Source organism: Dapis purpurea BLCC-M126, from assembly GCF_050015975.1.
GTDB lineage: Bacteria > Cyanobacteriota > Cyanobacteriia > Cyanobacteriales > Microcoleaceae > Trichodesmium.
In genome coordinates this window covers 18535-35062 of sequence record NZ_JBNHER010000081.1, presented here as the reverse complement: position 1 = coordinate 35062, position 16528 = coordinate 18535, and the positions used below count along the sequence as shown (strand labels likewise).

Annotated in this window: 7 protein-coding genes; 1 reads left to right on the top strand and 6 read right to left on the bottom strand. The window is 37.8% G+C overall.

The window, feature by feature from the left end; all coding sequences use genetic code 11:
- Positions 1–365 precede the first annotated feature (365 nt).
- From ACP6PL_RS07715 to ACP6PL_RS07690, 6 genes are all read right to left on the bottom strand, one after another.
- Complete coding sequence (locus ACP6PL_RS07715; RefSeq protein ID WP_426544219.1) at positions 366–6035, bottom strand: amino acid adenylation domain-containing protein; 5670 nt, start codon at positions 6033–6035, stop codon at positions 366–368.
- 772 nt (positions 6036–6807) lie between these two features.
- Positions 6808–7038, bottom strand: a complete 231-nt coding sequence (locus tag ACP6PL_RS07710; protein ID WP_426544217.1) for an acyl carrier protein — start codon at positions 7036–7038, stop codon at positions 6808–6810.
- A gap of 143 nt (positions 7039–7181) precedes the next feature.
- On the bottom strand, positions 7182–8750 hold the full coding sequence (locus tag ACP6PL_RS07705; RefSeq protein ID WP_426544216.1) for an amino acid adenylation domain-containing protein: 1569 nt from the start codon (positions 8748–8750) through the stop codon (positions 7182–7184).
- A gap of 151 nt (positions 8751–8901) precedes the next feature.
- Positions 8902–10050: an acyl-CoA dehydrogenase family protein gene (locus ACP6PL_RS07700; RefSeq protein WP_426544214.1), complete on the bottom strand. Its 1149-nt coding sequence runs from the start codon at positions 10048–10050 to the stop codon at positions 8902–8904.
- A 48-nt stretch (positions 10051–10098) separates the two neighbouring features.
- Positions 10099–11190: an ornithine cyclodeaminase family protein gene (locus ACP6PL_RS07695; RefSeq protein WP_426544212.1), complete on the bottom strand. Its 1092-nt coding sequence runs from the start codon at positions 11188–11190 to the stop codon at positions 10099–10101.
- Between the two features lie 471 nt (positions 11191–11661).
- Positions 11662–12987, bottom strand: a complete 1326-nt coding sequence (locus ACP6PL_RS07690; RefSeq protein ID WP_426544210.1) for a DUF6702 family protein — start codon at positions 12985–12987, stop codon at positions 11662–11664.
- A 746-nt stretch (positions 12988–13733) separates the two neighbouring features.
- On the opposite strand from ACP6PL_RS07690, the gene ACP6PL_RS07685 reads away from it, so the two are divergent.
- Complete coding sequence (locus tag ACP6PL_RS07685) at positions 13734–16526, top strand: non-ribosomal peptide synthetase (protein WP_426544208.1); 2793 nt, start codon at positions 13734–13736, stop codon at positions 16524–16526.
- The last annotated feature ends 2 nt before the right edge of the window (positions 16527–16528 follow it).

Here is a 16528-nt window from a genome sequence, read left to right as displayed (position 1 = left end):
AGGAGTCAGGAGGGAAGAGAGGAGAAAGAAAGTATAAAAATAAGAAAGTTTTTTTGAAATTATCCGGACATGATATTACACAACTTTTAAGCCCAAATATAGCCCAAACTCTGTTTGTGAGCGGAAATAACTGACCAGTTACAAAATCCTAAAAGTCTTACTAATCAATACTTCTGACTTCTGACTTCCGCGTACCGGCACTAGTGGCAGCTATATCGCTTCCTACTCCATACTATAAGTCTAAATACTTACTCAAGTTTTCCCCTTTTGACGTCCTATATTTTGTAGTGCATAATGTTAGGATATATAGCTTTTAACTAGCTTGTCACCCCGTGAGCTATACCCCATATTAAACGGATTTGATATTACTCCGTGATACTTTTACGGAGCAAATTGGAGAGTTTACTGAGTTTTTGCTCATCTAACTTAGCTAAGGGAAAATCATCAGGAGTATAATCCTCTTCCTCAGAAGAGAGGCAATGTTCAATGAGCGATCGTAACTTTCCTAGAAAATCATTCGCTATTTGTTGTATAGTAGTTTCTTGATGTAGATTCCGACTATAGCGCCAATCAATTCTCAGTTGTTCCTGGATAATAAAAGCATTGATTTCTAAGACGTACTGTCGTTTTTCTCTGAGGCTACGAGACAAGGTAAGTTCGCGGGCAAACACAAAGGGGGAATCTTCTGGTAGCAGTTGCTCCATGCGTCCTAAATAATTGAATAGAATCTCCGATCGTGTTACAGATTCAAGTCTTTGGATAAGAGCTGCATCTGGACTGAGGTAGCGTAACATCCCGTAGCCAATTCCTCGATTGGGAATCTTACGCAGTTGCTCTTTGACGGACTTGAGGGCAGATTCTATATCGGAGATATCTTCTACTGTCAAGGTGACAGGAAAAACAGAGGTAAACCAGCCAACAGTACGAGTTAAATTGGCCTCCTTGACCATATTTTCCTCTCGACCATGGCCTTCTAAGTCTACCTGAAGCGATCGCTGTTGGGTATTTTGAGGAAAGGAGAGAATTAGGGCAGTTAATAATATCTCATTAATTTGAGTATGATACGCGGTGGGAACTTCTTGTAAAAGTGCTTGGGTTTCTTTCTTACTCAGAGAGACAGAAAAATGATTGGAAGATGCTTCTGTATTTTCGCCATGGCGATCGTCTAAAAGAATCTGAGAATGGGTCAAAGAAGACTGTTGTAGCCAATAATCGGTTTCCGATTGCAAGTTCCCTGACTGTAAAGATTCAACTAGCTTTTCTGACCAATGTTTAAATGAAGTTGTCTTCAGGGGGAGTTGCATGGTCTTACCATCCCTGAGTTGTTGACAAAGAGTTTGTAAATCTTGCAATAAAATTAGCCAGGATACCCCATCAACAGCAAGATGGTGGATAATAATTAGTAAACGGTTGGGTCGATTAACTCCTAGATTAAAAAAGGCAATCCTAATTAATTCTCCCTGAGAGAGGTTGAGACTTGTCTGCAACTCCTCTTCTATTGCAGTCATCGCAATATTTTGTTCTGCTGCTATTTTTTCTGATAGATCGACCAACTTCATCTCTACAGGAGACACAGAAGCCAAGTTAAACTGATGCCAAGCAGATGACTCTTGAATAAAACGCAACCTCAGAGCGTCATGGTGAATGAGTAATTGTTGTACTGCTTTTTCCAACAAGGCAGAATCTAAATTTTCTGATACCTCTAACAGTAGAGTTTGATTGTAGTGATGAGGATCTCGAAGATTTTGGGTGAAGAAGGAATGTTGGATAGGAGTCAGGGGAATAGAACCTGTAACAATTCCTTGTTCTGATAGTATATTTGATGAAGTATTAACCTGATGGCTCAGTCTCGCAATAGTGGGATGTTGAAACAGTTGATTTGGACTCAAATGCAATCCTGCCTCGTTAGCTTTAGCTGCAATCTGAATTGCCATAATTGAATCCCCACCCAAGTCGAAGAAATTATCGTGGATACCTACTCGATCGACTTTTAGCACTGCTATCCACAATTGAGCTAAGGTATTTTCAATTGGGGTACTGGGTGCAATAAAAGCTGTTTTGAGTTCTGGTCGAATATTTTCTGGATTGGGTAAAGCTTGGCGATCGAGTTTGCCATTACTGGTAAGGGGAATTTTGTCAAGTGGCACAAAGTAAGCAGGAATGGTATTATTGGGAAGTTTTTGTGCGAGATAAATTCTTAAATCTGAGGGAGTAAAATTGGTTGTACTAACATAATAAGCAACCAGACGATTTTCCATTTCTTCAGTATCGGTATAGCCAATTTCCCCTAGAATTTGCTGTACATTCTCAACATTGATTTCATCATTAAGTTCTTCTAAAGCTGCATCTCTTTCTTTATGACCTAAACGCACATCCCAACTGTAGGGCAAAGCATAATTATGATAACCTTGCTTTTGAGTATGGATATGAATGCCGACGTTATTAATTAAACAGTTGGTTGAACGTCCGGTATCGGAGGGTCTTATCCAAGGGGCTTTTTCTTTGAGGAAGGTTAACATTTCATCGAGTTCCACATCACAGTAGCGATAGAAATCAATAATCTGAACTTTCTCAAAGATGCTATCATCCTGAAATGCAGCAACATCTAATTCTCTAAATATAGCGTCGTCTACCCGATGATAAGCTTTTCTGGCTGCTAAAACCATTTCGTCAATCTCGTCAATATCAATGGTAGATTTGGTAAATAATTCTTCAGTTAGTCGCGTCTCAAAAAATTGCCCTCTAGACAACCCGGTAACAATTATCGGAATCCCTTTTTGATCGGCGAGTTTCATGCTGAGAGTATAAATGGTTTTAAAGCAACCGTTACAAACATTGCAATGACGTTTGAGACTATCGACAAAAATAGCATTCATAGCTGGAGTAGTACCAAAAATATGTTCTACACCCAAAGACTCAACCACTCGCCGAATATTGCCTTTTGCTTGTTCAGAAATGTAGCCATTGTCTAGAGTAAAGGCTAATACCTTCAATCCCATTTCCACCAATTGATAGAGAACATAAGTACTATCTTTACCCCCGCTGAGTAACATTAAGCAGTCATATTCTCCTTGTTTTTTAGTCTTTGCTTGGTTAAATATAGCTTGTAAATCTTCAAGAGTTTTAAAATATTTCTGGGCTTTGTGCTTATAGCTTTCATAGCTACGACAAATGTTACAAACCCCTGCTGAATCAAAGGTAATATCGGGATAATTAGATGAGATACCGCATTTTGTACAATAATGTAATGGGGCTTGAATTTCTAGTTGGTGATTTTGGCGACTGACATCCACCACACAATCAGATATCATTGGATGAGAAGATAAAGCTGCTTCTACCTCTCCTAACTCTATTCTTGTACCGCGAATTTTTACTTGGCGATCGCCCCTACCTAGATATTGCAATTGACCGTTCTCTTGCCAACGACCTAAATCTCCTGTCTTGTAAATTCGTTCTTTAGGATGGAAGGGATTAGGAATAAAACGTTCTTGAGTCAGCTCCTGTCGGTTGAGATAACCCCTGGCTAAACCTGGACTAGCAATATAAATTTCTCCCACAACTCCTTGAGGAACAAGATTGAGATAATTATCCAACAAATAAATGCGAGATTGAGCTGCGGGTTTGCCAATGGGAACTGAAGTTTCTTTGTCTTGTTGCGGATCGAAGCGATAAATCATGCAACCAACCGTTGCTTCAGTCGGACCATATTCATTATAAATTTCAATCTCTCCGTTAAAAGCATCTGTAACTGTTTTTGCCAAAGATGTCTTTAAGTCTTCTCCTCCCAGAATCATTTTTTTGATGCGAGACTTACTCAAATCCATATCTTTGATAATAGACAAATGGGAAGGAGTAAGTTTAATAATATCCACAGCATTCTCTTCTACAATGCGTTGAATAGATAGATCGATTTCTCCTGTATTTTCTGCATAAATTACTACCCTTCCCCCACTTAAAAGTGGCACAAAAATAGAAGTAACTGTTAAATCAAAAGAAAGGGGAGAAAACAGAGGAAATGCTATTTCAGAGTTTTGCTCGTGGTTTGGCAAATATTGTTGCTGTGCCCAAGATACATAATTAATTAATCCCCGATGTTCGATCGTTACTCCCTTTGGTTGGCCTGTGGAACCAGAAGTATAGATGATATAAGCTAAATGCTCTGGTTTGACATCACTCTCAAGATTTTCTGAGGATTCATCACTAATTTTTTCCCAATCCCGATCCAGTTGCACAATCTCAAAACCTCTGTCAGAGGGCCAATGTTTCACTAAAGCTTCCTCTGTCAACAATATGGGAACTTGAGTATCTTCTAAGATAAAAGCAATTCTTTCAGGAGGATAATTTGGTTCAATTGGCACATATGCACCTCCAGCTTTCAGAATACCCCAAATAGCAATTAACGTTTGGAGCGATCGCCTCATCAAAATTCCCACGGGAACTTCTGCACCCACCCCTTGCTTTTTCAGATAGTGCGCTAGTTGATTAACTTGTTCATTAAAATTCCGATAAGTAACCTGCTTTTCTTCACCAATAATTGTTGATGTCTGTAAGGCGATCGCTTCAGGATTACTTTCAACCTGCGCTTCAAATTTCTGAACAACAGTTTCCTTAAGATCGTCGCTGAAAATGGGAGGAGATATTTGTTCCTCTAAAAGATATTTTCTCTCTTCTTCTCCCACAAGGTTTACCCGATCTATTACTTGACTTCTATCTTCAATAAATCCTTTGAGCAGGTTGATAAAATGAGCGATCGCTTGATGTTGTAACTTTTCGTCAAACAGGTCAGTATTAAAATCAAAATGTAATAAAAAGTCACCAGAAGCATCAAAATCATGTACTTGCAGTCGTAAATGATGCTGACTGTCCACATATCCAGAATGAACCCACTCCGACTGCATTGGTAGTCCGTTAAAATCTGGTAAGGAGGCATTAATATAGTTGAGAACAACATTAATCCCACGATTAATCGCAGTACTACTAGCACCAGGTTGAGCATACCGTAGGAATGCACCAGACTCTTTTTGAACTTTCTTGAATAAGGATAAAAAAGTTTCTCCCGCCTCAATTTCAATCTGGAAAGGAAAGAGTTCAATAAAAACCCCTATAGTTTCCTTAAAATTAGTAGTAGGGCGATTATGGACTGGCGTGCTAATGGCCAATGTTTCTTGACCGCCAATGCGATAAAGATAGGCAAAAAGAACAGTTGCAAAGATATTGAAGAGCGACAAATGCAAGCTCAGGGAACGAATATCTTTCTCCGTTGCCATTGCCCTTAATTTTTGGGATAGTCTTTCTGTGCCTAAATTGTAGGATACTCTTTGAGTACGAGAAGAGGGTTTGTTGATAGATTTGCCGTAAAAAATAACAGCTTCAAGGGATTTATCTTGCTTCTGCTGCCAATAATCTATAGCTTTTTTGTAGAGAGGAGAGTTTTGAGAGTCTTTTTCATAGGCAATATATTCGGCATAAGTTGGCAGTTTGGGTGATACTAGAGTTCCCTCAACATATTGTCCATAAAACTCACTCATATAACGATAAACCAGCATCACTGACCAAGCATCCGTAATTAAATGATGTTGGTTAAGATACCAAACAAACTGCTTTGAGCTGACTTGAATTAAGGCTGAGTCAAACAGAATCGTTTCTAGATTAAAGGTTTGTTTGCATTGCTCTTGAATCCAGTTTTGTAGAGCGACCTTAGTATCAACTTCGGCAGTAAAATCTAGTAAAGGTAAATTGTAGGTGAGTGTGGTTAGCACTCTTTGTTGAGGAATGCCATCCACTTCTTCAATAACAGTACGCAAAGCATCACTATTATTAACTAGGGTTTGAAAAGCTTGCTGAAAAGATACTGGATCTATTTCGCCATCGATGGTAAAAACCCAAACCATGTTATATAATGGCGTCTCTGGATTCAACTTTTGCCCTAACCACAGTAACAGTTGACTAGATGTTAAATTAGATCGTTCAACGATATCGTTTATTCCCTCTGTTGGAAGTGCCAACTTTTTTATTTCTATACCAGTCATAATCATATTTATATTGTAAATAAATGGTCTAAAATTAACTTATAGAGTAGGGTGTGTTAGATGGCTTAAATTCAAACTATGAAAGAGATTTAGCAATTCATCGTAACGCACCATTTTAGCTATATCGGTCTATTACTGGAGTATTCATAAGCATTTGGAATCATGGTCGATTTTACTGTCACGCACTGGGTTATGTGGGATGGTGCGTTACGTTACACTTTTCATGTCGCGCAGCGAAACGCACCCTACTGGACTGTTTCAGCTAATTTTGTGCAATTGTAGGGTGTGTTAGATGGCTTAAATTTAAACTATGAAATAGATTTAGCAATCCATCGTAACGCGCCATTTTAGCTATATTGGTCTATTCATAAGCATTTGGAATAATGGTCGATTTTACTGTCACGCACCGGGTTATGTGGGATGGTGCGTTACGTTACACTAACGTACCCTACTGGACTGTTTTAGCTAAAATGGTGCATTAGCTTTTCGATCTAAATTGTTGCTATAGATAGATTCCAGCATTTTCCTAAAGCAACATTTAAGATGAAACAGTCCACTACTGGAGTGAGACAGCTAATTTTGTGCAATTGTAGGGTGTGTTAGATGGCTTAAATTCAAACTATGAAATAGATTTAGCAATCCATCGTAACGCACCATTTTAGCCATATCGGTCTATTTCTGAACTATTCATAAGCATTTGGAATAATGGTCGATTTTACTGTCACGCACCGGGTTATGTGGGATGGTGCGTTACGTTACACTAAGACACCCTACTGGACTATTTATTTAGATAAGTATCAATTGTTTGAACCGTCCGAAAATTCTCAATTGTCACATCTTCCAAAGGTACAGTAATCTCAAACTTTTCCTCAATGAAGGCAATAAGTCGCATAATACCCATAGAATCAACCCAATCATTTCCTAGCAAATCATCCTCTGCTCCCACCTCAAACCGACTATTAAGTAAATTTTCACTGATATATCTTTTAAGTATTTCTTGAGTTTCCACCGATCCTCCTGATTGCTGAATGCTTTTTTAACTTACCGAAAAATAAAGGTTTAAAGCCTCTCCTTTCAAGGATAAAAAAATTTCTTTTAACGAATTCTCTTCTTTTTAAGAAGAGGTAATTATTAATTGTTAATTGTTAATTATTAATTATTGAAAGCTTCTTTTTGTAAAGCTCGGCGGTCTATTTTTCCCGTTGTTGTTCTTGGTAATTCCTCTCTGATAGCAATTTTGAGAGGCACTCCATACTTGGGAAGATGCTTTGCTGCATACCAAATTAACTCATCTGTACTAACCTCCTTTTCTGCTTTTAAAGTCACAGCAGCTTCTATATGATTACCTTCTTCATCAGGTACAGAAAAAGCTCCTGCTTCTTCTACCTGGGGATGGGACACAAGAACAGCTTCTATTTCATCAAGTTCTACCCGATACCCTCGTGTTTTAATTTGTCGGTCTTTGCGTCCGAGAAAACTGTAATTACCATCTGCTTGCAGTTGTACTAAATCTCCTGTTCTGAAAAATACTTCTTTGTGATTTCCAAATACAGGACGAGAAAAAAAAGCACATTCGTTCAGATCGGGGCGTTGCCAATACCCTTGCATCATAGTCGGTGTACGAACTAGCAATTCTCCCACCTCTCCAGAAGGTACAGGTCTATCTTGCTCGTCAACTACCAATTCTTCCGCATTCTCCCAAATACAACCAATGGGAACTGACTGTTCCGGAATAGTTTCTAACTTAGGAACATGGTAATATGTACATTGATTAATCTCTGCCGGACCATATACATTACAAAAACGTGCTTGGGGAAGTTGCTCCATTAACTCATATAAATATTTTGGTGGAAAAGGTTCTCCTCCAAATAATACCCAGCGCAAGGATGTCAGATCGCGAGTTGGCAGTAAACCGCGTTGGAGCAACTGGATCAGAGCAAACGGAACAGAATACCAAATGGTGAGCTTTTCTTTTTCAATTAGTTGGGAAAGACTCGCGGGTAATTTGGTATAAGCTTCCGGAATAATAACGGTTGTCGCTCCTGCCAAAGGACCAGAAAAATAGTCAAGGGTAGACATATCAAAGTGTAATGGCGAATGGTTTCCCAAGCGATCGCCATGATGAAGTCCATAGGTATGAGCAGACATTTTTGCATAGCTCAAACCACTATGGTGAGTGTGCATGATACCCTTCGGTTCTCCCGTAGACCCAGAAGTATACATAATATAAGCCAGGTCTTGCTCCAGTATTCTGATATTGGGAGGAGACTCTCCAGAAATTTCCCATACTGTTTCCCAGGCAAAAGTTCGCACAGGTAATTCTTTTGAAGCAACTCCGATAATATATTCTAGCGGAGTGGGTTCAGCTAAAATTTCTGAGATATATGAGAGTTTTTGAGGTTGGGTAATTAGACCTCGAATACCGCAATTTTGCAGAATAAATCTAATCCGGGAGGCAGGTGCTGTAGGGTCTAAGGGAACATAAGCTGCTCCTACTTTCATAATCCCATAGATAGCAACTGCTGATTCAAGACTTTTATTAAGATAAATCCCAATTCGGTCTCCTCGCTCTACTCCCTGAGTCCTCAAAAAATTAGCTAGACTGTTAGACTGACTTACAAGGTTGGCATAGGTCAAGCTTTTAGATTCAAACCGGAAGGCTTCCTGTTCGGGAAATTGTTTTGCTGACCGATCTATGGCATGGGGAATAAGATAAATCATACTAAAAGTCTCAAGAGTTTGTTATTAGACCTCTCCGGAAAAGAGGGAGTAGGGAGTAGGGAGTAGGGAGTAGAGGGAAATAATTAATAATTTCTGCACAATAATTGATTTGATTTTTAATTATCACCAGATGTCTATTAGTTGTAAATTTTTAGAGTCCTAATAAACGAGAAATTATATTGCGTTGGATATCGGAAGTACCTGCATAAATTATACCACCAATAGCATCTCGCAACTCCCGTTCAACACCAAAATCAGTCAGATAGCCGTTACCTCCGTGAATACGAACTGAATCTAAACCTGAAGCGACAAAACATTCACTCAAATAGAGCTTCAGCAAAGCCGCTTCTAACATGGCAGGTTTTCCTTTATCTTTTAGCCAAGCTACTTTATAAAGAAGTAACCTCGCTGTTTCTAGTCGCAACTTCATATCAGCAACTCGGTTCGAGACTGATTGAAATTTTCCGATAGGTTGGCCATACTGTTCTCTAGATTTAGCATAAGCAATTACTTTTTCCAACTGTTGTTCCATTGCTCCCAGTTCGCTGGCAAGATTAAAACAGCGATCGTATTCGAGAGAGTTATGGGAGAAACTAAAACCAGCTCCTTCTGGTCCAAGTCTATTTTCTTCTGGAACAAAACAGTTTTCAAAGAAAATTTCGCCAAAAGGAGCAGTACGCAAACCCATTTTTTCTTTAACATCACTGGTAGAAAAACCAGGGGATGACCGCTCTACAAGAAAAGTAGTTATACCCCATTTACCTAAACTAGGATCGAGTGTGGCAAAAACGATTGCTAGGTTACAAATTGGCGCACAGGTGACAAACTTTTTTCGCCCATTGAGAATGTAACCCCCTTCGCACTTTTGAGCTGTTGTCTTCAGACTGTAAACATCTGAGCCTGACTGAGGTTCAGATAGAGCATGAACTCCAATCCAGTCACCTTTACATAGAGGAGGAAGGTAACGCTGTTTTTGAGCATCTGTACCAAACTGCAATAGTAAAATCTGCACTGTCCACATTTGAGCATTGAGTGCTAATGTCAGTCCATTATCTTCACAACCGTAACCTAATCCCTCCATTGCCAAAACAGCAGTCATAATATCTAATGGAGGAGAGCCACTGTAGGCTTCAGGCATACACATTCCCTGAATGCCGAATTCAGCACACTTTCGCCAATTATCTTCAGAAAACTTACCCTGGCGATCGCGTTCAATTATATCACCATTCAAGTTTTCTTGGGCAAACTGAATTACCCGTTGCTTAAAAGCTAATTGTTCGTCTGACCAAGAAAAATCCATAGGAAATTATAGATGAAGTTAGTTAAAAGCTTTTCTTTGATTTTTGCTTTATCGCGAAACTGGAAACAATTGAGTTTGCTCTCTTTTACTTTCCACTGAAATAGAAAAATCGTAAGGATTTCTAAAATCAGCAGAAATACTTTCGAGTTGTACTAAAGTTCCTACATCTAGCTCTTGAGCATAGTCTAGAAATATATTCATTGCTACCCGATCTTCTAATGCCCATCCAGTCGAATCAAAAACTGTTTGCCGATCTTGAATATCTCTATACTGCTCTTGTTTTTGTATCAATTGATATAGTTCAAGTTTAATATCTTCAGGATTTAGTTGTTGACATTCTCCTTCCTTCAATGCTTGAGTGCGAAAGTCTGGACAAACAAAACTTTTCTGAAGGAGAGATTGAGGAAGTTCTGTTTTTCCTGGAAAGTCTGAACCTACGGCGTTTATATGTATCCAAGGTTTGAGGGAATTATCCTGAAAAACAGGACCTTCACCAATTTTGACGGAGGTTGCAGTACAGAGAATATCAGCTAAAGTAACAAGTTTCTCTAATGGAGTTTCTTTGACTTCTACATTTTTTAGGTTAAGGCAGGAAACCCTTGTTTCAAAGGAGTTACTGGCTGCTGAATCTATATCATAGATTAGAACCTGCTCGAAATCAAAAATCCGAGAAAGGGCGTGCAACTGACTAACTGCCTGCGCTCCACAACCTATAAGCCCGATAATTTTGCTATTGGGTATAGCCATCAATTGACTAGCTACGGCTGATGCAGCACCTGTTCTGAGAGCAGTGATAAAAGTAGCATCCATCAGTCCTATCAAATGTCCTGAAGTTGTATCATAGGCTGATACAGTAGAAACAATTGTTGGCAGTTGACGAGTATTTGGGTTTGTAGGATGATAGCCAACTACTTTAATAACTACTCCCTCTTTTTGAGCTAGTGACGGCATCCACTCAATCAACCCTGTATGAGGATTTTCATAGTTAAAGCCTTCACGAGGAGGAATGATAGTTTTGTTGGGATCGAATGTTTGAAATGTTTTGATCAGACGAGCTATCATTTCATCCATCAACATATCTAAGCCAACTTTCTGTACAATTTTACGGATATCATTGACTGATAAAATTAAGGTTTCCACTATTTTTCTCCATATTAACTTAGACTTGATAGTTTCTTATACCGTTTCACTAAATTGAGAATGCCAGATTTACGATTGCTAAAAACTTTTAACAAATAACAGTTTCAGGCAATTATTTGACATTTAAAGTTTGAAACTATTTGTGATATCCTTAAAGTGAATTGGTATTATATTTATACATACATGGGGAGTAGGCAGTAGTGGGAAATAATTGATTTTATATCAAATCCGCTTAATTCGGTATAACAAAATGTTTCATCTTCACCCATTAGCAAATATTTCTAAATTCTCTTCCCTCCTGACTCCTGACTCCTGACTCCTAATTAACTATTTAATTATACCAATGCTACCGGATTTGATATTATATTATATTATCACCAGATTTATATTAGGGCTAAAGCCCAACTACGAACCTAATTATAACTGTTCTACCGATAGGGTAGCTCCCCTGGAAGGGGCACATGATATTTTTCAAATAAATGGCAAAATTTGTTCAACAAAACCCCTAGCATTAATATTAATTTGAAAGGCACGTTCTACAAACCAATAAACAGCAACAATAAACAGAAAAACAGATCCTATTTTTAGTAAAAACTTGGCATATAATTTTTGTTGTCGCAGTAAATAAAGAATCGGAAAAATAACAGCAATAATCGCAATTTGCCCTAGCTCTACTCCTAAATTAAATCCAAATAAAGAGAGAAATGCGCGTTCTTGAACAATACCTAATTCTGCTAATACATTCGCAAAGCCAAATCCATGAAATAGTCCAAATACAAAGATTATTATCCAAATTCTTTTCCCAAAAATAGGATAAATAATATCAACGGCAGCAACTGCAATTGAAAGGGCAATTATAGATTCAACTATGTGAGAGGGTATTTCGACAATTTTCAGCGTTGCCAAAGCTAATGTAATACTATGGGCAATGGTAAAAGCAGTGGCAATTTTTATTACATGAAAAAAAGCAGGACGGAAATTTTTAACTGGTTGCCAACGTGAATTTTCTCTTTGCAAAACAGATGGCAAAATTAAAGCAACCAAGAACAGAATATGATCGATACCTTCCCAAATATGAAGAACCCCAAGTTTGACTACAGCAATAAATCCTTTGAAGACGGACACAGAGGATAAATCTAAAGTTTGTGGTTTGCTATTTGGAGTAAAAATTAAGGAAACTGAAGATTCATTAGCGAATGTACCAGCTTTCCAATTATGCTCAATCACAACTAAGTTTTTATGTTTTGGTTTAATATCTAATAGAACCCTGTAGTCAACATCAAGACTTTCAGGAACTTCTGACAAGTTATCAATTTGATAATCAAAATCCAAAAATCTAGCAAATCCTGTTCTCCAAGATTTATATCCTGTATATTTCAAAACATATTCTTGTTGATTATTGCTAATTGTGAGATTTTTATCTATATAATCCTTAATTTTTTCGAGGTGAGGTTCTATTTCTTCCGATTTAGGTTTTCGGTTAGTTGGTAAATCTAAGTTTAAAGCTGTGTTGATATCCTCAACAGTCATTTCGACACGAGCTTCAATAGATTGGTCATAAATCTTAAAATAAAGATAACTTTGTTCGGGAGCATGAGCAATGGCGTTAGATATTGATAAAAAGCAAAATGAAATTGCGATAGCAATATAGATAAGTATAGAGTGCAGTGCCTTATTTTTAGTTATTTTAGTCCAAATATTATAGTTTCTGAGACTATTATTAATTGGTATAACTGGCAAGCAGAAGTTACTATTTTTTGCCTGTTTATGTTGTGAGAATAATTGCCTAAAGAACATTTTTATATCAAAATATTTACTTGGTTGAAAAAGAAGAGAAAATTTGGTAATTTTTATGATAGGAAATTCATAATCGGAAAATTCCTTGACTAAAGTTTGGCATAGCTATTAAAATCACCTAACTACTTAATTACCCAGAAATTGATATTGATTTCGATCAAGAATTCAGAATAGTTTGAGATAAGTATAGCACAGAAAAAGATTATGTCAAACAATGATAGACTTCTACAAATAATAATTAAAATAGTTCAATAGGGAACAAAGAAAGTTTGTAGGAGTCTATTTATAGAAGTCTATATAATATGACTAATATCATCTCCGATTGAATAATTATAAATACGGAGTCATAATTGCTGCTCTAGAGAAGAGGTAGGAAAAAGGAAAAAGTAAAGTATCAAGGAGGAGAAAGTTTTTTCAATCGCTAATTATTTGGACAAGATAAGAGTTTGGAAATCAGATGTGAGAATTAAGGTATTCCTTAAAAGGATAGAATATAGCAGTTATATTATGAAGAGGATACATTTTTTTCTTCCTAGTTAAGTGTTTGCTAAGAGTATCCAATATCTCACAATTTAAATCATATTGGTATATAAATTTTATGATAAAACAAGCAACTGGTATTGATTATATTTGCTCCTAGAAATAAAAATCAAACCTAATTTTTGTTTTCTGTTGATTAATGGTAATTCATAAACGATTATCCTGATAATTTTACTAACTTATTTAACGCACTACCGTTTTTTCTTATGAAGCTAGAAAATGTTGCGGATATCTATCCCCTTTCTCATGTTCAAGCAGGTATGTTATTCCATACCCTAGCTTCTCCAAGCTCAGGAGTTTATATAGATCAATATACCTGCAAGCTTCGAGGCGAACTTCAAATACAGGCTTTTAAATCAGCTTGGGAAAAAGTTATAGAACGTTATGACACCTTAAGAACTGCTTTTCTCTGGGAAGGTTTAGATGAGCCTTTACAAATTGTCCGTCAAAAAGTAGAACTATCATGGACATTCTCAGAGTGGTGTAGCTTGACTTCAAAAGATCAAGAAACTGCATTAGCTGAGTTTTTAGACACAGATCGCAATTCAGGGTTTCAACTAGAAAAAGCCCCCTTAATGCGTATAAAAATAATTCATCTCCAAGATAATACTTATCAACTAGTCTGGACATTTCATCACCTACTCTGCGATGGTTGGTCAACTCGGATTATATTGAAAGAAGTATTTGCCTTGTATGCTTCATTCTGTCAAGGAAAAAATATTAGTCTTCCATCCCCTCGCCCCTATAGAGACTACATTGCTTGGCTACAGGAACAGAATCTCGATAATGCTAAAGTCTTTTGGCAAGAGTTTCTCAAGGGATTTGCAGAACCAACACCACTGCCCATTGCTAACTCACTTACATCTACTTCCAATTATTGCCAAAAGCAAATTTTATTAAATCCTCAACTCTCAGAATCTCTAAATTCTTGGGGAAAACAACACCGACTTACTCTAAATACAGTAATCAACGGTGCTTGGGCTTTACTATTGAGTGTATATAGTGGTGAGATAGATGTTGTTTATGGAACAACTGTTTCTGGCCGTCCAGCAACTTTAGCTGGAGTAGAAGAAATAGTTGGGCTTTTTATCAATACTCTACCTGTAAGGGTGCAAATTTATCCTGAAAAAGAACTTATCCCTTGGTTGCAGGAAATACAGTCTCAACTCCTCAATATTCGTACTTTTGAGTACACACCTTTAGTCAAAATTCAAGGATGGAGTGAAGTACCTCAAGGACGTTCTTTATTTGAAAGCCTAATTGTCTTGGAAAACTATCCGACACAAACTCAAATAGAAAATAGCGCCTTAAGAATTGAAGATATCCATTATTTTGAACAAAGTAATTATCCCCTGGCCTTGCTGGTAGTTCCGAAAACATCGCTGGAATTAATCCTAATTTATGATGCTGCTCGCTTTGACTCTGGAACAATTACCAGGATTTTAGGTTCTCTAGAAACTATATTGCAAGGATTTGTTGAAAATTCCCATAGCACTCTCGCCAGTTTACCTTTGTTGGCTCAGGCCGAACAACATCAACTCCTTGTGGAGTGGAATAAATCTCAAACTGCTTATCGGCAAGATGTTTGTATCCACGATCTATTTCAGGAGCAAGTGGAAAAGAATCCCGATGGTATTGCTGTTGCTTTCGAGAGTCAATATCTGACATACCGAGAACTCAATCAAAAGGCTAATTGTTTGGCCCGCCATTTACAGTCTCTTGGTATTGGGCCTGATGTTTGTGTGGGCATTTTGTTAGAGCGTTCTTTAGAAATGGTAGTAGGAATTCTGGGCATTCTGATGGCAGGTGGTGCTTATGTTCCTCTAGATCCAAACTATCCTCAAGAAAGATTGATTTATATTTTGCAAGATACCAAAGCTACTATACTTCTAACTCAGCAAAAGTTAGTCAATTTATTACCTAACAATTCCCTACCAACTATTTGCCTAGATACAGATTGGCAAAAGCTAGAAGAAAATGATAATTTCAAATCCCCACTAACTAATCTAGAGTCAAATGAGCATCTTGCTTATGTCATTTATACATCAGGTTCCACAGGTAAGCCTAAAGGAGTATTAGTTACTCACTGCAACCTCGTCCATTCCACAACAGCTCGAATAAAGTATTACAGCCAACCTGTCGATCGCTTTTTGTTACTCTCTTCTTTTGCTTTCGATAGCTCCGTTGCTGGAATTTTTTGGACTCTATCTCAGGGTGGCACTTTAGTCTTACCAAAACAAAAGTTGGAGCAAGATATACAGGAGTTAGCAAATATAATTTCTGGCGAGCAAGTAACTCATACTTTATGCTTACCTTCTCTCTATAGTTTACTGTTAACTTATTCTACCACTGTACAACTTCAATCTCTCAAAGTAGTTATAGTAGCAGGAGAAGCTAGTGGACGCGCCTTGGCTCAACAGCACGATGAAAAACTCCCAGATACTTCTCTATATAATGAATATGGTCCAACTGAAGCCACTGTTTGGAGTAGTGTTTATCAAGTCCCAGCAAATGTAGAAAGTTCGACTATTCCTATTGGAAAACCCATTCCCAATACACAAATTTACTTGCTAAATAGTCGTCAACAGCTAGTTCCTATTGGCGCTCAAGGAGAAATGTTTATTGGGGGCGCGGGAGTAGTTCGGGGTTACTTAAATCAACCAGACAAAACTACAGAGCAGTTTATTCCTAATCCTTTTAGTCAGGTTGAAGGAGATCGCCTTTACCGAACTGGAGACCTTGCTCGTTATCTTCCCGACGGAAACATCGAATTTCTTGGGCGAGTAGATCGTCAAGTCAAAATTCGTGGCTATCGAATTGAGCTTAGTGAAATTGAAGATGTTTTAAAACAGCATGAAATTGTTCAGGAGGTAGTAGTGGTAGCTCAGTCAATTCAACAGTCTTCTTCTGATGGCGTAGAGAGTTTAGTCGCAGAATTGCTCGCACTAAATCCCGAGCGAGCCAACGAATTGCTGGTATCTGTTGAGGAGGATAGCTAAAA

Coding starts and splice junctions, on each gene's coding strand:
- ACP6PL_RS07715 (WP_426544219.1), bottom strand. CDS start 6,035: ATGATTATGACTGGTATAGAAATAAAAAAGTTGGCACTTCCAACAGAG.
- ACP6PL_RS07705 (WP_426544216.1), bottom strand. CDS start 8,750: ATGATTTATCTTATTCCCCATGCCATAGATCGGTCAGCAAAACAATTT.
- ACP6PL_RS07700 (WP_426544214.1), bottom strand. CDS start 10,050: ATGGATTTTTCTTGGTCAGACGAACAATTAGCTTTTAAGCAACGGGTA.
- ACP6PL_RS07690 (WP_426544210.1), bottom strand. CDS start 12,987: ATGTTCTTTAGGCAATTATTCTCACAACATAAACAGGCAAAAAATAGT.
- ACP6PL_RS07685 (WP_426544208.1), top strand. CDS start 13,734: ATGAAGCTAGAAAATGTTGCGGATATCTATCCCCTTTCTCATGTTCAA.